We start from the raw sequence: 19,701 nt of genomic DNA, 5'->3' as shown, positions 1-19,701 counted from the left end.
CCGGACCGACCGGCTTTCGCCCGTCGGTGACGGGATTCACCGGCGGGCGGCGGCCCTGGCTGCGTGCAACGAGTCGAGCAGCACCCCGTGGCGCTGTTCGGCGCTCTGACCGGCCGTCCCCTGCTCGATGCGGTGCCGCAGGAAGGCCAGTTCGGTGACGGCGATCTGGTAGCTCTTCACGGCCTTGACCGACGCCTCCCCCGACTTGCGCTTGACCGCCCGCAGCCAGTTCCTGCGGCCGTTGAGGCTCGCGAGCAGGGCGACCTCGCTGTTGGCGATCCACCGGTTCTGCGCCATCGCGGCGAGCTGCCCGGCGACGATCCGCTGCTCGCGCCTGCGCTGCCACACCACGATCGTGACGGCGCCGGCGAACACCGGCACCATGATCAGGAAGTACAGGTTGATGAACGCGGACCCGGTGCCGACCGTGGTCGAGAAGTTCCACAGGGAGTGCAGCCCGACGGCGGTGAGGTAGCCGCCGATCGGCGCGAGGACGCGGACCGTGGAGTTGCTCGTGGTCGCCGCGACGCCGACGCCGATGCCCGTCATCGCCGTGAAGAGCGGGTGGGCGAACGGCGAGAGCACGCCTCTGAGCACGAACAGCGCGACGACGCCGCCACCCATGTTGCCGAGGCCGTCCTCCAGGAAGACCCGGCCGAAGTACCAGATGTTCTCGGTGAACGCGAAGCCCGCGGCCGTGATGCCGGCGTAGACCATGCCGTCCACGACACCGTCGAACTCGTGGCGGCGGCGGACGAACACGGCGATGAGGAACGCGGCTTTCGTGGCCTCCTCGACGATCGGCGCCCCGATCACGGCGGTGAACGTCGCGCCGTCCTGCCCCAGCAGATCACCGAGCACCCTGGACGTCTGGTTGAACGCGAGCGAGCTGATCGTCGCGCCGCACGAACCCCAGACGAAGGCGAAGAGCAGCATCTTCGCCGGTTCCGGTTCCCAGCGGTCGATCCACAGGAACGCGCTCACCACGAACGCGACGGGGATCAGGGCCGCGGCGGCACCGACCAGCAGCGGCTCGATGCCGATGCTCGACGTGCCCAGTGCGAACAGCACGAGCCCGGCCGCGGCGAGCGCGATCAGCGCCACGACCGGGAAGAGGACGGTCCAGCGGCGCTGCTCGATGCGCTTCTTCGTCGGCGTCGGCGTCAGGTCGGCGTCGGTCACGGGAAATGACCTTAGATGCACACTTGTCCGATGTTCGACTGGGAAGCCGCTTGGCACGCCGCGCTGTACGGGCCGGGTGGCTTCTTCGCGCGTGGCGAGAAGCCTTCTTCGCACTTCCGGACGTCTCCGCTGGTCGGTCCGGAGCTGGCACTCGGACTGCTGGAGCTGGTGTCCCGGGTGGACGCCGCACTGGGATTTCCCCCGGTCGTGGACTTCGTGGACGTCGGTGCCGGTGGTGGTGAGCTGGCGTTCGCGGTGCGTTCTCTCGCATCGGGGTCGCTCGCCTCGCGGCTCCGGGTGACCGCGGTCGAGGTCGGACCGTTCGTCGACCTGCCCGGGGTTCGGTGGACCTCTGCCGTGCCGCCGTGCGTCGGGCTGCTGGTCGGGCACGAGTGGCTCGACGCGATCCCCTGCCCCGTGGTGACCGGACCGTCCGCCGATCCGTGGATCACCCGGTGGTGGCCGTCGCTGGCCGAGGGGGCGATGGCCGAGGTGGGGGCGCCTCGGGACGCGGCCTGGGCCGCCGCGGTGTCGTCGGTGCGCGGGGCGGCGTTGGCGATCGACTACGGGCATCTGGTGTCGTCGCGGCACTTCTCGCTGACCGGGTACCGGAACGGGCGTCAGGTGCCGCCGGTCTTCGACGGCTCCTGTGACATCACCGCGCACGTTGCTCTGGACGCTTGCGCCGCCGCGGCCGGTGGGGACTTCGTGCTGGTGTCGCAGCGGGATGCGTTGGCGGCCTTGGGGTTGAGCGGGGACGTGTCCGGTTCCGGGTGGGACTGGTTGGAGTCCGCCTCGCGGGCCGGGCGGATCGCGGAGTTGCGTTCGGCTGACGGGCTGGGCTCGTTCGGGTGGTTGTTGCACGGGCGTGGGGTGGCCTTGTCGGACCTGTTGCCCGAGTTGCCGCCCTGGCGTCCGAATCCCGCCAGCGGTTCCGGGTTCTGACGACGATCGTTGGGGGCATGCGAATTCACACCGTGTCCCCGTCCGACTCGTTCTCCGACCCCGGCCGCGAGTACCGCGCGTCCGAGCCCGGTGTGCCGTTGCGGTGCTGTCTGCGGAAGTCGCTGGAGGGTGAGCCGGTGTGGCTGTTCCGCTACTCGCCCTCGTCCGGCAAGGGTCCCTACTCGGAGACCGGCCCGGTGTTCACGCACGTGGACTGCCCGGGCGGCGCTTCGTTGGATCGTCTCCCTGTCGACTTGTTGAACAATCCCCGGATCCTACGTTCCTACAACGCCGCAGGTCAGATCTACGACGGCGAGGTGGTGGAACCCGGATCGTTCGACCGCACCATCGAAGGATTGTTCAACAATCCTTCGATTGAGTCGGTACAGGTCCGCAGCGTGTCGCACGGCTGCTTCTTCTTCGCGATCACCAGGGCCTGAGCACCGGGCTTGCGTGACCGCGTCTGACTGACCGGGCCTGCCTGACCAGATTTGCTCAACCGGGGCCTGCCTGACCGGGCCTGCTCAACCCGGCCTGCTCAACCCGGCCTGCTCAACCCGGCCTGCTCAACCCGGCCTGCTCAACCCGGCCTGCTCAACCCGGCCTGCTCAACCCGGCCTGCGGACGTCGCCGCGGCCTTGCCGCCCAAGGCCCACAGGATCGCGGTGGTCGCTCGTGAAACCATGCTCACGTGAGCGAGCAGATCACCGTCGGCGTGGGCGCGGGCGCCCGATACCTGGGCGTGGACCGCGTGATCGACCTGGGCCCGCTGCACCCGTCGGCCCACGGCGCCTACCGCCTGCGCCTGACCGTGACACCGGACCTCGTGATCACCGCGGCCGACCCTCTGGTGGGCCACCTGCACCGCGGCGCCGAGAAGCTCTTCGAGGTGCGTGATTACCGCCAGGTCCTCACCCTCGCGAACCGCCACGACTGGCTCTCGGCGTTCTGCAACGAGTTGGCCGTGGCCCTGGCCGTGGAACGCATGACGGGCATGGACGTCCCGGCCCGAGCCCAATGGCTACGAGCCCTGCTCTGCGAACTGAACCGCCTCATGGCCCACATGGTCTTCCTGACCCCGTTGTCCCCCAACGCCGCCACGTACCGCGAGGGCGTGCAGGCGTTGATGGAGGAGGCGTCGGGCGGACGCATCCACTTCATGTTCAACAGGATCGGCGGTCTGCGCGAGGACGTCCCGGCAGGCTGGACCGCGAGGGTCGCCGACTTCCTGTCCACTGTGGACAGCAATGCCCTGCCGATCGATTTCGAGAAGCTGCAAGGGCTTGGGGTCCTGTCGTACGAGGACGCGCTGGCGTACGGCGTCACCGGGCCGATCGGCCGGGCCAGCGGCGTGGACTTCGACCTGCGCCGCGACGACCCGCTGCCCGCCTACAAGACCTTGGGCTTCACACCCGTTGTCCGCAACGAAGGTGATGCGGCCGCACGCGTCCGTTGCTTGGTCAACGAGGTCCAGAAGTCGGTGGAGCTGGCGCACGCGTGCCTGGAGCAGTTGCCGCCGGGACCGGTGAACCTCCGGCTGCCCAAGGCGATCAAGGCTCCCGAGGGTTCGGTGTACACACGAGTCGAGGCGCCGCTGGGCACCTCGGGCGTGCACCTGTCGTCACGCGGCGAGAAGACACCGTGGCGCCTCAAGCTCCGCACACCGTCGTTCAACAACGTGCAGGCCCTGTCGGCGTTGTTGCCCGGCACGAAGGTGGACGACCTGCCGGCCGTGCTGAGCTCGTTCGCCGTGATCGTCGGCGACATCGACAAGTAGCCGAGCCCGGCGACGACGCGCGTCGGCATTTCCAACGGCACCAGCTACGAGACGCGAACGCACCTCCACGACATCGAACGCGTGCTCCGGCGGCCACTGCCGCATCGCGAACCGCTCGCGGCACCGGCTGAAAGGCTCTAGTCGTCGCGGCGACGCCGCCGCCGAGGCGCGTCTCCCCCGCCCAGCGATGCCAGCAGTTCGCTCACCGACTTGCCGTCCGCGTGCGCACCCGACGGGTCCTCGGGCGCGGCACGGCGGCCCGTCGAGACCGCGGGCAGGCGTGTCGAGGAGTCCTCGGCGACCCTGCGGCCGGAGACCGGGGGCTCTTCGGCCGGGGAGCGGCGGGGGGTGACCGCCGGGAGCCTGGCCGACGACTGCTCGGACGCCGGGCGGCGGCTCACCGGGGGCAGCGACACCAGGGAGTCCTCGGAGGCGGTGCGGCGGGCCGGCTGCTCGTCGGAGCGGCGGCGGCTCGGGCTGGGGGCCGGGGCGTCGGGCTTCAGGGTTTCCCACGAGCCGCTGTCCTGGACCGGGGTCGGGGCCGAGCGGTCGTCCGCCCGGCGGCGGCCTCCGCCGGCTGCCAGTGCCTTCGGGTCGATCATCTCGGTGCGTTCGGCCACGCGGGAACGTGGTTCGGGCTTGCGGGCCTCGACGGGCTTCGCCACGGCCGCAGGGGCCTTCGGGGGCTGCTCCGGGCGGGAGAGCGCCGCGGTGCGGGCCGGAGGCTGCGGTTGGGGTTGCGGCTGCCTCTGCACGCGCTCGGTGCGGTGGACCTGAGCCTGTACCGGCTGTGCCTTCACGGTCGGCGGCGGCGCCACCTTGGGCGGCTGGGGCTTCTGCGCCACCTGGGGGGCGGCCACGTTGCCCAGGCGGGCCGACACGGACGCGGCCGCGGCGCCGGGACGGGGCTGGGGGCGTGCCGGTTCCTGCTTCGCGGCCTTCACGGGCTCGCGGCGGACCACGGCGGGCTGCGGGCGCGGCGAGTTCCTGGCCGGATCCGGGCGCACCGGCTCGGGGCGGGCCGGCTCGCGGCGCGGGGCCTGCAGCTTGGCGTCGAGGGCGACGCGCTCGATCAGTTCGGTGCGCTCGGACGGCTTCTCCGCGGAGATGGACGACGTCGCGGTGATCACCGGCTTGGCGTTGATGACGCGCTGCTCCGGGGCGGCGGCCAGGCGGGCCGCTTCCGAGCCGAGCGAACGCAGGCGGGTCGACTCGGCGCGCAACGCGACGCGTTCGACGAGGACGTCACCGCCCAGCAGCCCCTGGAGGTTGTCGCGCAGCGCGTGGAGGTCGGCGCGCAGGGCCTCGATGTCAGCGCGCGATTCTTCCTCGATGCGCTTGCGGGTCTCCGACTCGATCTCGAGCTCGTACTCGCGGCGGGCGGCCACCTCGCGCTCGAGTTCGAGCTCGTAGACGGACTGGAGGTCGGCCACCTCGTCGTCACGTTCAGTGACCTGTTTGCGGTACTTGGCGGCGAGGAAGGCACCCACCAGAGCCGCCCACAACGCGGCCACCACGGCCAGACGCAGCATCCGGGCACTGTCACTCAGCACGAGCACCGCCGCGGCCACGAGGGCGAGCGCCAATGCCGCTACTAACAGCAATCGCCCTGAGCCACGACCGTGATCATTCTGCTCGTCGTCGTTCGACGCGCCTCGCCCGGTCATGCGCACTACGGTACCGCGTAGTTATGTGACTGAGACCTACGGCCGGGTATCTATTCGTTCCCGGAACTCTCTTTCGGCGTCTTGCAGCAGTGCTCCAGCCACAGCGCCGCAGCCGTCAGCGCGACCGCCGCGATCATCCCCACAACGGCCGCCACCAGGTCGTTCGAGGCCGCCGCGAACGAGTCGCGGACGGGGATCACGAAGATCAGCAACCCGGTCCAGGCACCGAACATCAAAGCGCCCAGAACGGACGAAGCCTTCGCCAGCGCGACCGCTCGGGCGGCCGTCAGCGGCTGCACCGGGCGCGCACCCTTGCGGCGCTGGATCCTGACCCGCAACGAGAACGCGAACACGACCTCGACGACAGCGATGACGAACAACGTCGACCCGGCCATCACGGGCAGTGGCGGCAACGAGTCGTAGGAGAGCCGCAGCAGCAGATGAGCCAGCAGACCGCCGACGATCGCAACGGCGGCCAGGTCGCGGGGACGCGTGAACTTCACTCGTCCATCCAACCCGAAAGCACGAGATCGTCGCGTCGGTGCACGCCGTCGGCCGAGAACTCCAGGCCCGCAACGGGTCCGTGGCCCGCGAGCACCGCGTCCGGCTCGACGTCGAGCCACGGCACGAGAACTGTCGCGCGCTCAAACGCCCCAGGATGCGGCAGGAGCAGTTCGGGGTGGTCCGAAGTCACCCCGTCCACCGAAACCACGTCCACGTCCAGCGTGCGCGGTCCCCAGCGCTTCTCCCGCACGCGTCCGGCGGCGTTCTCCAGCGCCTGACCGCGGCGCAGCCAGCCCCACTCGTCCACGTCGTCCGCGGCGACGATCACGATGGCGTTCAAGAAGTCCGGCTGGTCCTCGACGCCCCACGCCGCCGTCTCGTACACCGGCGAAACGGCGATCACGAAGGGGCGCAACCCGTCCACCACGGACTGCAGGAAGGCGAACCGGTCACCGAGGTTCGAGCCGATCGAGAGAACCGCGCGGCTCAACGGGTTTCCTTCACCGGCGCCGCGAGCCGGCGCGAACGGCGGATCGTCACCGACACGTCGTCGAACGTCAGCGGGATCGGCGCGGACGGCTTGTGCAGCGTCACCTCGACGGCGTGCAGCCGGGAGTCCGCCATCGCGGCGTCGGCGATCTTGCCCGCCACCGTCTCGATCAGGTCGTACGACTCGCCACCGATGATCGCCGCGGCCATCTCGGCCAGCTCGCCGTAGTGGTAGGTCTCCTTCAGGTCGTCCGTGCGCGACGCTGCCGAAAGGTCCAGCCACAGCGTGATGTCGACGACGAACTCCTGCCCGTCGCGCTTCTCGTGCTCGAACACCCCGTGGTAACCCCGGACCCGCAGGCCCGTCAACGCGATCCGATCAGCCACGTCCCCGCCTCCACGCACCGGCGACGGCGACCGCGTCCAGCGTCCGGTCGACGTCGTGCACCCGCACTCCCCACGCCCCGTTGAACGCGGCCAGAGCGGACACCGCCGCAGTCGCGTCCTCCCTGCCGTCCGGTGGACGGTTGCCGAGCAACGTGCCGAGGAAGCGTTTGCGCGACGCCCCCACCAGCACCGGGAACCCGAGCTCGACCAGTTCGTCCAGGCGCTGCAACAGCTCCCAGTTGTGGTCGCCCAGCTTCGCGAACCCCAGCCCCGGGTCGAGCACGATCGACGACTCCGCGACTCCGGCGGCCAGAGCGGCCTCGACGCGCTCCAGCAACTCGGAACGAACGTCCGTCACCACGTCGTCGTACGTCGCCAACGCGTCCATCTCCGTGCTGTGCCCGCGCCAGTGCATCAGCACGTACGGAACACCAGCGGCCGCGACGACCGCGGCCATCTCGGCATCGGCGAGGCCACCGGACACATCGTTCACGATCGACGCGCCCGCCTCCAACGCCGCCGCGGCAACGGAAGCGCGCATGGTGTCGACGCTGACCGGCACGTCCTCGCCGACCAGTGCCCGGATCACCGGCACGATGCGTGCGATCTCCTCGGCCGGCTCGACGCGCTCGGCACCGGGCCGGGTCGACTCGCCGCCGACGTCGATCACGTCCGCACCGCGCCGATACATCTCGACGCCGTGCGCCACCGCGTCCCGGCGGTCGATGTAGCGACCGCCGTCGGAGAACGAATCGGGCGTCACGTTCAGCACGCCCATCACGACACAGCGGCCTGGCTTCGGGAGAGAGCTCACCGGGTCCGGCCCCTGATCAGTTCGATCGCCTCCGCCCGCGAGGACGCGTTGGTGCGCAACAACCCCCGCACCGCTGACGTCGTGGTGCGCGAACCGGGCTTGCGCACACCGCGCATGCCCATGCACAGGTGCTCGGCCTCCATCACGACGATCACGCCGCGCGGTTCGAGCTTGCGCACCAACGCGTCCGCGACCTGCGACGTCAGCCGCTCCTGCACCTGCGGCCGCTTCGAGTAGAGGTCGACGAGCCGCGCGAGCTTCGACAGCCCCGTCACGCGGCCCTGCTCGTTCGGGATGTACCCGACGTGCGCGACGCCGTGGAACGGCAGCAGGTGGTGCTCGCAGAAGCTGAACATCGGGATGTCCGTGACGAGGACGAGCTCCTCGTGGCTCTCGTCGAACGTCTTCTCCAGCACGCTGTCCGGCTCGGTGTAGAGACCGGCGAACAACTCCTCGTAAGCACGCGCCACCCGTGCGGGTGTCTCGCGCAGCCCTTCCCGGTCGGGATCTTCACCGCACGCGAGGAGCAACTCACGGACCGCAGTCTCCGCTCGTGCGTGGTCGAAGACCCGCCGCGCGGAGACGCCGGCCTCCCCGTTGCGGGTGAGGCCGGCGTCTCCGTCGAGCTGGTGGTGCTCGGTCACTGCCGCTCGTCCTGGTCGGGCTGCGGCTTCTTCGGCTCCCAGACGTTGTGCGGTTTGCCGCCGGGCACCGTCGCCGGGGTCCATCCGGGAGGGGCGCCGTAGTTCGGCGGACCCGCCTGGTTGGACGGCTGACCGGGCTGGTGCACGCCGTTCGAGCCGTTCGGGGAGGGCAGCTGCTCGGTGACCGGTTCCGCGACGGCGGACTCGCCCTCCTGCTTCAGCTCCTCCTCGATCGTGTCCTCCACGATGGGAGGCCACGGCTCGCCGCGCTCCTTGGCGAGCTCGCCGGGGGTCTTGACCGGCGGGATGTCGGACGGCGTGCGGTCACCGAAGTCGTTGAACTGGGTGATGCGCGGCCGCTTCTCGACGCGGGCGAAGATCCGCTCCAGGTCCTTCTGGTGCAGGGTCTCCTTGTCGATCAGCTCGAGCGTGAGGTCGTCGAGGACGTCGCGGTACGTGGTGAGCACCTCGTACGCCTCGGTGTGCGCGGCCTCGATGAGCTTGCGCACCTCCTCGTCGATCTCGTGCGCGACCTCCAGCGAGTAGTCCGCCTGGCGGCCGGCCGAGCGACCGAGGAACGGCTCGCCCTGCTCCTGCCCGTACTTCACGGCGCCGAGCTTCGCGCTCATGCCGTACTCGGTGACCATCGCGCGGGCGATCTTCGTCGCCTGCTCGATGTCGTTGGACGCACCCGTCGTGGGCTCGTGGAAGACGAGCTCCTCGGCGGAACGGCCACCCAGTGCGAACACCAGTCGCGCGATCATCTCGGACCTGGTCATCAGGTCCTTGTCCTCTTCCGGCACCGACAGGGTGTGACCACCCGTGCGGCCGCGGGCGAGGATCGTGACCTTGTAGACCGGGTCGATGTCCGGCATCGCCCACGCGGCCAGGGCGTGCCCTGCCTCGTGGTACGCGGTGATCTTCTTCTCCTTCTCGGAGATGATCCGGCTCTTGCGGGCCGGACCGCCGATCACGCGGTCGACCGACTCCTCCAGAGCGGCACCGTCGATCGTGTGGCCGTTCTGGCGGGCCGTGAGCAGCGCGGCCTCGTTGATGACGTTCGCGAGGTCGGCGCCGGAGAACCCGACGGTGCGCTTCGCGAGGCCGTCGAGGTCGGCGTCCGCAGCCAGCGGCTTGCCCTTCGAGTGCACGCGCAGGATCTGCTTGCGGCCCTTCAGGTCCGGTGCGGACACCGGGATCTGGCGGTCGAAGCGGCCGGGGCGCAGCAGGGCCGGGTCGAGGATGTCGGGACGGTTCGTCGCCGCGATCAGGATGATCCCGCCGCGCGAGTCGAAGCCGTCCATCTCGACGAGCAGCTGGTTGAGGGTCTGCTCGCGCTCGTCGTGACCGCCGCCGAGACCGGCACCGCGGTGACGGCCCACCGCGTCGATCTCGTCGACGAAGATGATGCACGGCGCGTTCTGCTTGGCCTGCTCGAACAGGTCACGCACACGCGAGGCGCCGACACCGACGAACATCTCGACGAAGTCCGAACCGGAGATCGAGTAGAACGGCACGCCCGCCTCACCGGCGACGGCCCTGGCGAGCAGCGTCTTGCCGGTTCCCGGCGGGCCGTAGAGCAGCACGCCCTTGGGGATCTTCGCGCCGAGCGCCTGGTAGCGGCCGGGGTTCTGGAGGAAGTCCTTGATCTCTTCCAGTTCCTCGACGGCCTCTTCGGCACCGGCGACGTCGGAGAACGTCGTCTTGGGCATGTCCTTGGACAACTGCTTGGCCTTGGACTTGCCGAAGTTCATGACGCGGTTTCCGCCGCCCTGGGCGTTGTTCATCATCCACATGAGCAGCAGCAACAACAGGCCGAGCGGCACCAGGTAGATCAAGATCTGCATCAGGATGGACTCCTGGCTGACCTTGGTCTCGAGGGTCGGCTTGTTGCTGGCCTGGTCGATGACGGTGAAGATCTCGTCCGTCGAGCTGGCCGGGAACTGCGTGATCAGGCGGTTGCTACCTTCGAAGGTCGTGCCGTCGGTGAGGGTCAGTCGGAGACGCTGCTCCTTGTCCTCGATCGTGGCTTCCTTGACCTTGCCGTCCCGCACCTGTTGGAGCGCTTGAGACGTTTTCACGGGGTGGTAGCCCCGCGCGTCGTCGAAGAGCACGGTGAAGACGAAGTAGAGCAGCAACACCGCAGCGATCCACAGCAGCGGGTTGCGAAGCAGGCGCTTGCGGTCCATGCACTTACGGCCGGGGGCGGCCTCGACCCTCCCTGACTTGCGCGTCGGGCAGTGGAAGACCCACATACCGCGTCCGACCAGCCTACCGCTCGCTGGCCGGGTACTGAGCACCCAACGGGCGGGGGCGTCGCGGGGTTCCCGCGGGTGACCCCCACCACGCATGTTCACGCTGTTTGGTTCATCCGGAACAAATACCTCCGCCCAGCCGAGTGACGCAGGTCACGCCGTCTCAGTACGTTTGGCGGTCACATGTCATCCTCATTCATCCCCCGAGTGTTCCCCCGCCACTCGAAAGAGTGAACACGTGACCGAAGGTAAGTAACTGTATGTCAGCACGTCATACATCCCCCGGCTTGTTCCGGCGGGTAGCCGTTCCCCTGGGCGCCCTGCTCGGAGTGGTCGCGGCGGCGGGCGTCACGGTCGTGGCACTTCGTGTCACCAGCGGCGCCGACTGCTCCGGCGCGCTGCCGTTGAAGGTCGCCGTCACCCCAGCCGCGCTGGACGTGGTGAACGCGGCTGCCCAGGACTACCAGCGGTCACAACCGGTCGTGCGCGGCCGGTGCGTCCAGGTCCAGGTCGAGTCGCGCAACGCGGCCGACGTGGCCAACGAGCTCCCGACCGCGCAGATCAACCCCCACTCCCTCTGGATCCCGGACTCCTCGATGTGGGCCGCCGAAGCCCAGCGTCAGGCCGCCGAGACCGGCCCGGAGGCACCGAAGCTGGACATCAAGCCCTCGCTGGCGTCCAGCCCGCTGGTGATGGCGGGCTCCGAGCAGGCGATGTCCAAGATCGGCTTCCCGGTCACGCCCGTCTCGTGGGCCAAGGTCGTGGACCCGCGGGTGCAGATCTCGATGAGCGACCCGACGATGACGTCGGAGGGCCTCGCCTCGCTGTTCGTGATTCGTACATTGCTGGGCAATGCGGACGGAACTCCCAAACCAGAACTGGTCGGCACCCTTCTGCGCGTGGGTCGCAGCGCCGTCCCGTCGGTTCGTGACGCGTTCGGCAAGGTCACCACGGACGCCGAGAAGGCGCCGCTCTTCGCCGCCACCGAACAGTCCGTGGTCGCGAACAACCGCTCGATGAAGGACAACGCCGTCCTGGGCGCCCCGCCCAAGGAGGGCACGCTCTCGTTCGACTACCCCCTGGTCCGGGTCTCCCGCCCGAACGAGCAGGAGGGCATCGGCGAGGCGGCGGCGGAGTTCGAGAAGGTCCTGCGCTCCGGCGACACCGCGAAGCGCTTCGGCGAGGCGGGCTTCCGCACGGTGAACGGCGCCGCCCCCGCGAAGTGGTCCACCGAGGTCGAGGGCGTCCAGGCGGGCGACGTGAAGCTGATCGAGACCCCGGGCGCGGACCAGGTCTCCGAACTCCTGCGCACCTGGGGCGCCATCAGCCTCGACATGCGCATGCTGACCGTCATCGACGTCTCCGGCTCGATGATCGAGAAGAGCGGCAACGGCAAGACTCGAGTGGAAGCCGCCACCGAGGCCTCCATGACCGCCCTCTCGATGCTCCCGGACACCACGGCCATCGGCCTCTGGGCGTTCTCGACCGACAAGAAGCCGCCGAACGACTGGATCGAACTGGTCCCGATCGGCCCGCTGGGCGAACCCCTGGCCGGCGTGACCCGCCGCAAGCGCCTGGAAGCCGGTGCCTCCCAGCTACCGGGCCTGGTGGGCGGCGGCACGGCCCTGAACGACACGACGCTGGCCGCCTACCGGCACGTCCTGCAGGGCTACGACGCGTCGAAGGTCAACTCGGTGGTCCTGATGACCGACGGCCGCAACGACGACATCTCGTCGATCGACACGGCCGCCCTGATCGAGACCCTGAAGCGGGAGTCCGACCCCGCCAAGCCCGTCCCGGTCATCATGGTCGGCCTGGGCGACGCGGTGGACATGGACGCTCTGCGCGCCATCTCGGCGGCCACCGGCGGCAAGGCGTACCAGGCGACGAATCCGGAGGACATCCGGAGCGTGCTGCTGGACGCGGTGTCGCAGCGGCGGTGCCGTCCGAACTGCTGATTTCCGTCCACGAACGACGCCGGGCTTCCTCGCAGAGGGGGCCCGGCGTTCTTTTTGCTGTGAACAGGACCGGCCAACGCAATGCCAACCCGGGCAACAAAAACGGGGGCGCCACCGGCACACCGGCAACGCCCCCGCCCAAGCGAACTCAGCTGGAGTAGACCTTCGGGTCCAGCGTCCCGATGTAGGGCAGATCCCGGTACCGCTCCGCGTAGTCCAGCCCGTATCCCACGACGAACTCGTTGGGGATGTCGAACCCGACGTACTTCACCGGCACCTCCACCTTGACCGCATCCGGCTTGCGCAACAAGGTGCACACCTGGAGCGACCGCGGCTTGCGGGACTGGAGGTTCTTCAACAGCCAGGACAACGTGAGCCCGGAATCGATGATGTCTTCGACGATCACCACGTTCCGGTCGGCGATGTCCCGATCCAGGTCCTTCAGGATCCGCACCACGCCGGAGGACGACGTGGACGACCCGTAGGACGAAACGGCCATGAATTCGAGCTGCACCGGAACGGGCAGCGCGCGGGCGAGGTCGGCCATGAACATCACAGCGCCCTTGAGCACAGTGATCAGCACGAGGTCGGAGTCACCTTCTGGGTGATCAGCCGCGACCTGCTTGGCGAGTTCGGTGACCTTGTCGCTGATCTCCTGCTCGGTGATGAGCACGGATGCGATGTCGCCGTCGTACACGGACAGGTCCCCTCTGCTTAAGACTGTGGTTCCACAACGAGCCTGCCATGCGCACGCCGCACGACAAAGCCGCCAGGTAGCCAGACACCGCCCTGACCGCGCCATTCACTCACCAGTGCGTCAACGCGGCGCAGGTGCGAATCGGACAGTTCAGGCACGCCCTCGTCGATCAGCCACGATCTGACCACTCTCCGTCGAAGCGCGACCGGCAACTCAGCGATGTCATCAACAGCACAGCAGTCGCCGGCGAAAGCTTCCGCGAGAGAGTCGAGTGCGTCACAGTCCTCCCGCAACTGGGCGGCCGTGCGCGCCAACGACGACGCGACGCCGCCCTGCAGCACCGCCTCCAGCAACGGCAGGACCTCGGACCGCAGCCGCACGCGGGTGAACGACGGGTCGAGGTTGTGCGGGTCCTCCCACACCTCGATCCCCTGCTCGAGACAGGCGGCGCGCGTCACCGCCCGGGACACGCCGAGCAGCGGCCGGCCCCACGGCGCGTCGAACGCGCGCATGCCGGCGATCGACCGGGGTCCGGAGCCGCGGCCCAACCCCAGCAGCACGGTCTCCGCCTGGTCGTCCAGCGTGTGTCCGAGCAGCACTACCCCGGACGACGGCCTCAGAGCCGCGTAGCGGGCCGCACGGGCCGCGGCCTCGGGTCCACCGGGACCCGACACCACGACCGGCTCCACGCGCGCCACGAGCCCGAAGTCGGCGCACTGTCCGGCAGCGCGCAACGCCACCTCGGCCGAACCCGGCTGCAGTTGGTGATCGACGACGACGGCCGACGCGCCGGGCACCAGCCTTCCGACGCAGGCAGCCAACGCCAGCGAGTCGGCCCCACCGGAGACCGCGACGGTCACGGCCTCCGGCTGCACGAGATCGAGGAACCGGCGGAGGGCCGTCCGGATCTCGGCGACCGGGCCGTTCACGGCGACACGCGACGCAGCCAGCTCATCGGCTCGGTGATCTCGGCGCGCGTCGGCAACGTCTCGGCGGACGTCCAGATCGTGTTGAAGCCGTCCATCCCGACGCGCTCGACGACGTACGAGGTGAACTCGGCGCCCTCCTCGTACTGGCGCACCTTCGCCTCGACGCCGAGGACGGTGCGCAGGATCCGGTCGAGCAGGCCGCCGCCCTTGCGGCGTGCGCTGAAGCGGCTGCGGATGGTCGACACGGACGGCACGACGGAGGGGCCGACCGCGTCCATCACGTGGTCGGCGTGGCCTTCGAGCAAAGTGGACAGTGCGATCAGCCGGTCCAGCAGTGCCTTCTGCTGCGGCGACTGGATGAGGTCGATCAGGCTCATCGGACCGTCGCCCTCGCGGAGCTTGGTGCGGAAGTCGCGGATCACGTCCGTCAGCGGCGCGCGCTCTTCGTCCATTGAGGACAGCAGCGCGGTGACCTGGTCGGAGAAGTACCTGCGCAGCCACGGCACGCCGGTGAACTGCAGGCGGTGCGTGCACTCGTGCAGGCACACCCACATGCGGAAGTCGTCGTCCGGCACGTCGAGAGCCTGTTGCGCGCCAACGATGTTCGGTGCGACCAGCAGCAGGCGTCCGGCGAGCTGGTCGTTCGGGCTGAACGGGTCGTACTGGCCGAGCACCCGCGAGGACAGGAACGCCAGCACCACGCCGGCCTGCACCCCGGCCGTACCGGCGAGGATGCCCGCCATCGGACCTGTCTGGCGCGGCATCGCGGGCCCGGTCAGCGCGGCCAGGCCCTGAGCGGCGGCCGCGACCCACGCCGGCCTGTCCACGACCTCGCCCGGCAGCAGCGGCAGGCCCTGGCCGAGCGTGGTCAGCTCGCGGACGTGCACCTCCGCCTGCGGCGCGAGTTCGCGAAGTCTGCCTACGACGTGGTCGGCCTCGTCCTTGCCGATCACGGGGCCCGGCCGGACGAGTCGCGTGGCGGTCGTAACCGCCAGCTCCCAGTCCACCGGGCCGAGCTCTGCCTCCGTCGCGCCGTTCACGCTTCCGACGCTACCTGCGCACGGCCCGCTACGAACAGCCACAACCCCGCAACGCAGCGGCCATCACGTCCAGGGCGGGCCGGACCTCGGCCTCGGCGCTGCGGTTGCTCGCGGACATGAACGAGAACACCAGCACCCGTCCGTCCACGTCGACGACCATGCCGGCGAGCGCGTTGACGCCGGTGAGCGTGCCGGTCTTGGCCCGCACCCAGCCCTTGCCCGGCGCCGCGCTGCCGCCGTAGCGACCGGCCAGCGTGCCGCTGCCGCCCGCGACCGGCAGCGCCGTCAGCAACGGCCGCAACTTCGCGGTGCGCGCGTCGTCCAGCGTGGGCTTGGCGGCGGCGGTGAGCACGTCGGTGAGCAGCTTCGGCGGGATCTTGTTCGTGGCGGACAGCCCGCTGCCGTCCACGAAGTTCGCGGCGGTGAGGTCGAAGCCGTTCTTGGTCAGCACGTCCCGCACGGCCTTCACGCCGCCCGCGAACGACGGCTCGTTGCCGGTCTTGATCGCGATCTCCCGCGCGACGGCCTCGGTGAGCACGTTGTCCGAGATCTGCATCATGTTGTCGACGAGCTGCTCGATCGGCGCCGACTTGATCTCGCCGAGCACCTGCCCACCCGCCGGGGCCGTGCCCGCCGTGGCACCGGGGGCTCCGACGCGCTGAGCGAACGCGTCCGCCGCCGCCTGGCCAGGGCTGCCGGTGCGGGCACCGTTGACGTTGGTCTGGTCGATCCGGCCGCCGTCGAGCATGAACGGCACGATCGGCGCGACCGAGCCGCCCGCGATGTCCACGCTCTCCCACTGCGGCCCGAGCGCCTCGCCGGTGTACCGGCTGAGGTCGAACTGGACCTTGGTGACCGGGCCCTTGGCCTTGACCTGGCCGACCAGGTCGTCGAGCGTCGCGGCACCGGGGTAGACCGACTTGCCGGGCGCGCCGGAGATGGTCGGGTCGCCGCCGCCGACGATCACCACGGTGCCGGGCTCCGCGCCCTGGACGACCTTGGTGGACAGCTGGTCGGTCTTCTCGAGGCTGAGCAACGCCGCCGCGGCCGTGAGGATCTTGAGGCTCGACGCGGGTGTCGCGGGCGTGGTGTCGCCCTGCTGCCACAGCGGGGTGCCGCTGGCGGGGTCGATGACGCTGCCCGTGAGCGTGCCGAGCGCGCTGTTGCCCGCAGGACCGGTCAACGCCTGTTTCACACCGGCCGGGGTCGGTGCCGGGGCACCCGCGGTGACGGCCTTGACCAGGGTCTGGACGTTCGCGGGCGCGGCCGGCGGCCTGGTCTCGATCGCCTGGGTGCCGCCGAACTCCTCGACCGCGTAGACGGTCGCGCCCGCGAGGGCCGCGACGACCAGCAGGCTCAGGACCACGAGGAGTGGCTTGCGGCTCTTCTTCGGCTCGTCGGCGAGGCGGTCCTCCGGCTCCTCCTCGTACCCGGTGACGGGGAGGTCGCGGGGCTCCTGGCGGGGAGGCGGTACCGGACGGGTCTGCTCGGGGCGCTGCGGCTCCTGGCGTGGCGGCGCCTGGGCCTGGAGCTGGTCCACGCGCTTGGTCTGCTCGGGACGCGGCGGCTCGGGGCGGGCCTGGGGAGGCGGCGCGGGCTGCGGGTCGGGCCTGACCGTCTGGTCGAACCAGGACTGTTCGAGGTGCGGGAGCTGGTCCACGCGCGCCGTCTTCGCGGGCGGGACCGAGAGCTCCGTGGTCCGCTGCTCCGGCCGCGGCACGACACGGGTCTGGTCGCCCCTCGGCTCGACGCGCACCGGGACGGCCCGAGGTTGGCCGACTTCTGGACCAATCACCCCGTGAGACTTCCCACCGGCGGCTTCACCGGAAGCCCCGCCGGAGACACCGGAACCGGCCGCCGGCACACCCGGCGTGGCATGAACGGAGCCCGAGGCGTTCGGGGCGGAACGGACCGGCGAGGAGCGCAGCGGCTCCTGAGTGGACGGTGCGGAGAGCACGGCGGCGAGCGGGAAACGCATGGTCGGCTGGTCGACGGACGGGCGGCTGACCTGCACCGTTGGCTCTTTTGCGGCGGCGACCGACCCGGCGTCGTCGTCCTCGGTCGGCCACTGGGGCTCGTCCGGCAAGTGGGCCTCCGTCAGCTCGGTACGGGCAATCTCACACCCCCCAACCGCCGCTCCGATGAGGGTTGACAAGGCGTCGTGGTCCACACTAGTGGGCATCACGAATGGGCTACATGAGCGAGGACCAGTGGAATTCGACGTCCTGATCGAGATCCCCAAGGGCGTGCGCAACAAGTACGAGGTGGACCACAAGAGTGGCCGCATCCGCCTCGACCGCACGTTGTTCACGTCGACGCAGTACCCGGCCGACTACGGGTTCATCGAGAACACCCTGGGTGAGGACGGCGACCCGCTGGACGCCCTCGTCCTCGTCCAGGAACCGACGTTCCCCGGCTGCCTGATCGCCGCTCGTGCGATCGGCATGTTCCGCATGACGGACGAGAAGGGCGGCGACGACAAGGTTCTGTGCGTCCCGGCCCACGACCCGCGCCACGAGCACCTGCGGGACATCCACCACCTGGCGGAGTTCGACCGCCTGGAGATCCAGCACTTCTTCGAGGTCTACAAGGACCTGGAGCCCGGTAAGAGCGTCGAGGGCGCGTCCTGGGTGGGCCGCACCGAGGCCGAGGCCGAGATCAAGCGCTCCTACCAGCGCCTGAAGGACGCCGAAGCACGGGGCGAGACCTTCCACTAGGCACGAACGAAGGAGAGGGAGCTGCTCGGAGCAGCTCCCTCTTTTTCGTGCCTTCGAAACCTCAGACCGCGAGGGCCTCCGCGTCCGCCACGCGCTCCAGACCCGACCTGGTCGAGAGCGGCTTCTCGCGCAGGAACCACACGAGGACGAACGCCGCGATCATCACGATGCCGCCGGTCAGGAAGACCGTGTCGATCGCGCTGGAGAACCCGTCGAGGAACGGCTTCGCCAGGACCGGGTCGAGGTGGTTGAGGAACTCGGTGTTGTTGATGTCCACACCGGACCCGCTCTGCAGCGTCTTCGCGAACTCCGGGTTCTGCGCCAGGGCCGCCCGGAACGCGTCGGTCTGCGCCGCGGCCTTCAGGCCCTCGGCGATCTTGTCACCGACCGTGCTGAACAGGATCGACAGGAACACCGCGGTGCCGACGGTGCCACCGATCTGGCGGAAGAACGTCGCCGAGGCGGTCGCCACGCCCATGTCCCGCGGCTCGGCGTCGTTCTGGATCGCCAGCAGCAGCGTCTGCATGCACTGACCGAGACCCGCGCCCATGATGAACATGAAGACCATCACGAGCCAGCTCGGCGTGTCCGTGCCGATGGTGCTGAGCAGGAACAACGCGGCCGCCATCAGCCCGGCGCCGATGATCGGGAAGATCTTGTAGCGCCCGGTCGACGACGTGACCTTGCCGGCGATCGCGGTGGCCGACATGATCCCGAACGTCATCGGCAGCAGCATCAGACCTGCCGTGGTCGGCGTGACGCCCTTGACGATCTGCAGGTACAGCGGGATGGAGACCATGCCGCCGAACATGCCGATGCCGAGCACGAAGTTGATCGTGTTGCCGAGCGAGAACGTGTGGTTGCGGAACATCCGCATCGGCAGCATCGCCTCGTCGCCCATGCGGTTCTCGACCCACACGAACGCCACCAGGCCCAGCACGCCGATCACGTACATGGCGATCGACAGGCCCGAGGCCCAGCCCCACTCGCGGCCCTGTTCGGCCACGATCAGCAGCGGCACCAGGCCGACGGTCAGCGCGATGGCGCCGCCGAAGTCGATGCGGTGGTTCACCCGCTGGTGCGGGATGTTCAGCACGCGGGCCACGACGAACAGCGCGAGCAGCGCGATCGGGACGTTCACGAGGAACACCCAGCGCCAGCCGGTGACGCCGAGGAACGAGCTGAGACCGGCGAACACGCCACCGATGACCGGGCCGAGCACGCTGGCCGACCCGAACACGGCCATGAAGTAGGCGGAGTACTTGCTGCGCTCACGCGGCGAGATGATGTCCGCCATGATCGCGAAGGCCAGCGACATCAGACCGCCGGCGCCCAGGCCCTGCACCGCGCGGAACGCGGCCAGCTCGTACATCGACGTCGCGATGCCCGAGAGCAGCGAGCCGACCAGGAACAGCGAGATCGCCGCGAGGTACATCGGCTTGCGCCCGTAGATGTCCGACAGCTTGCCGTACAACGGGGTCGTGATGGTCGCGGTGATCAGGTAGGCGGTGGTCGCCCACGCCTGCAGCGTCTGTCCGTGCAGCTGGTCGGCGATGGTCTTCATGGCGCTGGCGACGATCATCTGGTCCAGCGCCGCGAGGAACATGCCCAGCAGCAAGCCGGACAGGATCGTCATGATCTGGCGATGCGTCAGGGAGACCCCTGGCGTGGGTGTCGCATCGGTTGTTGATGACAT

At 69.6% G+C, this 19,701-nt stretch carries 18 protein-coding genes; 5 read left to right on the top strand and 13 right to left on the bottom strand.

Annotated features, from left to right (window positions below):
- Positions 1-36 precede the first annotated feature (36 nt).
- On the bottom strand, positions 37-1,182 hold the full coding sequence (locus PV646_RS12755; RefSeq protein ID WP_452255444.1) for a PrsW family intramembrane metalloprotease: 1,146 nt from the start codon (positions 1,180-1,182) through the stop codon (positions 37-39).
- Positions 1,183-1,212: 30 nt separating this feature from the next.
- On the opposite strand from PV646_RS12755, the gene PV646_RS12750 reads away from it, so the two are divergent.
- The 3 genes from PV646_RS12750 to PV646_RS12740 all read left to right on the top strand — a co-directional run bounded on the left by PV646_RS12750 (position 1,213) and on the right by PV646_RS12740 (position 3,904).
- Positions 1,213-2,127: an SAM-dependent methyltransferase gene (locus tag PV646_RS12750; RefSeq protein ID WP_500341616.1), complete on the top strand. Its 915-nt coding sequence runs from the start codon at positions 1,213-1,215 to the stop codon at positions 2,125-2,127.
- A 17-nt stretch (positions 2,128-2,144) separates the two neighbouring features.
- Positions 2,145-2,567 (top strand): DUF1203 domain-containing protein, encoded by a 423-nt coding sequence (locus PV646_RS12745; protein WP_500341615.1) that lies wholly within the window; start codon positions 2,145-2,147, stop codon positions 2,565-2,567.
- 251 nt (positions 2,568-2,818) lie between these two features.
- Positions 2,819-3,904, top strand: coding sequence for an NADH-quinone oxidoreductase subunit D (locus tag PV646_RS12740; protein WP_500341614.1), 1,086 nt, complete (start codon positions 2,819-2,821; stop codon positions 3,902-3,904).
- 137 nt (positions 3,905-4,041) lie between these two features.
- On the opposite strand, the gene PV646_RS12735 is transcribed toward PV646_RS12740, so the two are convergent.
- Genes PV646_RS12735 through ftsH form a run of 7 tightly spaced genes read right to left on the bottom strand, consistent with a single transcriptional unit; the run spans position 4,042 to position 10,598 of the window.
- Positions 4,042-5,571: a DUF6779 domain-containing protein gene (locus tag PV646_RS12735; RefSeq protein ID WP_500341613.1), complete on the bottom strand. Its 1,530-nt coding sequence runs from the start codon at positions 5,569-5,571 to the stop codon at positions 4,042-4,044.
- A 50-nt stretch (positions 5,572-5,621) separates the two neighbouring features.
- Positions 5,622-6,074, bottom strand: coding sequence for a DUF3180 domain-containing protein (locus tag PV646_RS12730; protein ID WP_500341612.1), 453 nt, complete (start codon positions 6,072-6,074; stop codon positions 5,622-5,624).
- Positions 6,071-6,565: a 2-amino-4-hydroxy-6-hydroxymethyldihydropteridine diphosphokinase gene (gene folK / locus PV646_RS12725; protein WP_500341611.1), complete on the bottom strand. Its 495-nt coding sequence runs from the start codon at positions 6,563-6,565 to the stop codon at positions 6,071-6,073. The genes PV646_RS12730 and folK overlap by 4 nt, the downstream gene beginning before the upstream one ends.
- A complete protein-coding gene (folB, locus tag PV646_RS12720; RefSeq protein ID WP_500341610.1) occupies positions 6,562-6,951 on the bottom strand; it encodes a dihydroneopterin aldolase in 390 nt (129 codons plus the stop codon). The genes folK and folB overlap by 4 nt, the downstream gene beginning before the upstream one ends.
- Positions 6,944-7,729 carry a dihydropteroate synthase gene (gene folP / locus PV646_RS12715; RefSeq protein WP_500342377.1) on the bottom strand — a complete coding sequence of 262 codons (786 nt, stop codon included), beginning with the start codon at positions 7,727-7,729 and terminating at the stop codon, positions 6,944-6,946. Before folP ends, folB begins: the two co-directional genes overlap by 8 nt.
- Before the next feature lie 32 nt (positions 7,730-7,761).
- Positions 7,762-8,409: a GTP cyclohydrolase I FolE gene (gene folE / locus PV646_RS12710; protein ID WP_500341609.1), complete on the bottom strand. Its 648-nt coding sequence runs from the start codon at positions 8,407-8,409 to the stop codon at positions 7,762-7,764.
- Positions 8,406-10,598, bottom strand: coding sequence for an ATP-dependent zinc metalloprotease FtsH (gene ftsH / locus PV646_RS12705; protein WP_500341608.1), 2,193 nt, complete (start codon positions 10,596-10,598; stop codon positions 8,406-8,408). The genes folE and ftsH overlap by 4 nt, the downstream gene beginning before the upstream one ends.
- Before the next feature lie 353 nt (positions 10,599-10,951).
- Between ftsH and PV646_RS12700 the strand changes: the two genes are divergently transcribed.
- Positions 10,952-12,622 carry a substrate-binding domain-containing protein gene (locus PV646_RS12700; protein ID WP_500341607.1) on the top strand — a complete coding sequence of 557 codons (1,671 nt, stop codon included), beginning with the start codon at positions 10,952-10,954 and terminating at the stop codon, positions 12,620-12,622.
- A 148-nt stretch (positions 12,623-12,770) separates the two neighbouring features.
- On the opposite strand, the gene hpt is transcribed toward PV646_RS12700, so the two are convergent.
- The 4 genes from hpt to dacB are packed head-to-tail and all read right to left on the bottom strand — an operon-like array spanning position 12,771 to position 17,374.
- Positions 12,771-13,319, bottom strand: a complete 549-nt coding sequence (hpt, locus tag PV646_RS12695) for a hypoxanthine phosphoribosyltransferase (protein ID WP_030477529.1) — start codon at positions 13,317-13,319, stop codon at positions 12,771-12,773.
- A 17-nt stretch (positions 13,320-13,336) separates the two neighbouring features.
- Positions 13,337-14,248, bottom strand: coding sequence for a tRNA lysidine(34) synthetase TilS (tilS, locus tag PV646_RS12690; protein ID WP_500341606.1), 912 nt, complete (start codon positions 14,246-14,248; stop codon positions 13,337-13,339).
- Complete coding sequence (locus tag PV646_RS12685; RefSeq protein ID WP_500341605.1) at positions 14,245-15,288, bottom strand: zinc-dependent metalloprotease; 1,044 nt, start codon at positions 15,286-15,288, stop codon at positions 14,245-14,247. The genes tilS and PV646_RS12685 overlap by 4 nt, the downstream gene beginning before the upstream one ends.
- 28 nt (positions 15,289-15,316) lie before the next feature.
- Positions 15,317-17,374 (bottom strand): D-alanyl-D-alanine carboxypeptidase/D-alanyl-D-alanine endopeptidase, encoded by a 2,058-nt coding sequence (gene dacB, locus PV646_RS12680; RefSeq protein WP_500341604.1) that lies wholly within the window; start codon positions 17,372-17,374, stop codon positions 15,317-15,319.
- Positions 17,375-17,498: 124 nt separating this feature from the next.
- Between dacB and PV646_RS12675 the strand changes: the two genes are divergently transcribed.
- Positions 17,499-18,005: an inorganic diphosphatase gene (locus PV646_RS12675; protein WP_189156322.1), complete on the top strand. Its 507-nt coding sequence runs from the start codon at positions 17,499-17,501 to the stop codon at positions 18,003-18,005.
- A gap of 61 nt (positions 18,006-18,066) precedes the next feature.
- Here the strand turns inward: PV646_RS12675 and PV646_RS12670 are convergent, their stop codons facing one another.
- Positions 18,067-19,641 (bottom strand): MDR family MFS transporter, encoded by a 1,575-nt coding sequence (locus PV646_RS12670; protein WP_500341603.1) that lies wholly within the window; start codon positions 19,639-19,641, stop codon positions 18,067-18,069.
- Between the last annotated feature and the right edge of the window lie 60 nt (positions 19,642-19,701).

The organism is Streptomyces sp. ID05-26A, from assembly GCF_033794685.1.
Lineage (GTDB): Bacteria > Actinomycetota > Actinomycetes > Mycobacteriales > Pseudonocardiaceae > Lentzea.
This window is presented reverse-complemented; position numbering and strand designations above follow the sequence as displayed.

Coding starts and splice junctions, on each gene's coding strand:
- PV646_RS12670 (WP_500341603.1), bottom strand. CDS start 19,641: ATGACGATCCTGTCCGGCTTGCTGCTGGGCATGTTCCTCGCGGCGCTG.
- PV646_RS12745 (WP_500341615.1), top strand. CDS start 2,145: ATGCGAATTCACACCGTGTCCCCGTCCGACTCGTTCTCCGACCCCGGC.
- PV646_RS12750 (WP_500341616.1), top strand. CDS start 1,213: ATGTTCGACTGGGAAGCCGCTTGGCACGCCGCGCTGTACGGGCCGGGT.
- ftsH (WP_500341608.1), bottom strand. CDS start 10,598: ATGGACCGCAAGCGCCTGCTTCGCAACCCGCTGCTGTGGATCGCTGCG.
- PV646_RS12735 (WP_500341613.1), bottom strand. CDS start 5,571: ATGACCGGGCGAGGCGCGTCGAACGACGACGAGCAGAATGATCACGGT.
- folP (WP_500342377.1), bottom strand. CDS start 7,729: ATGGGCGTGCTGAACGTGACGCCCGATTCGTTCTCCGACGGCGGTCGC.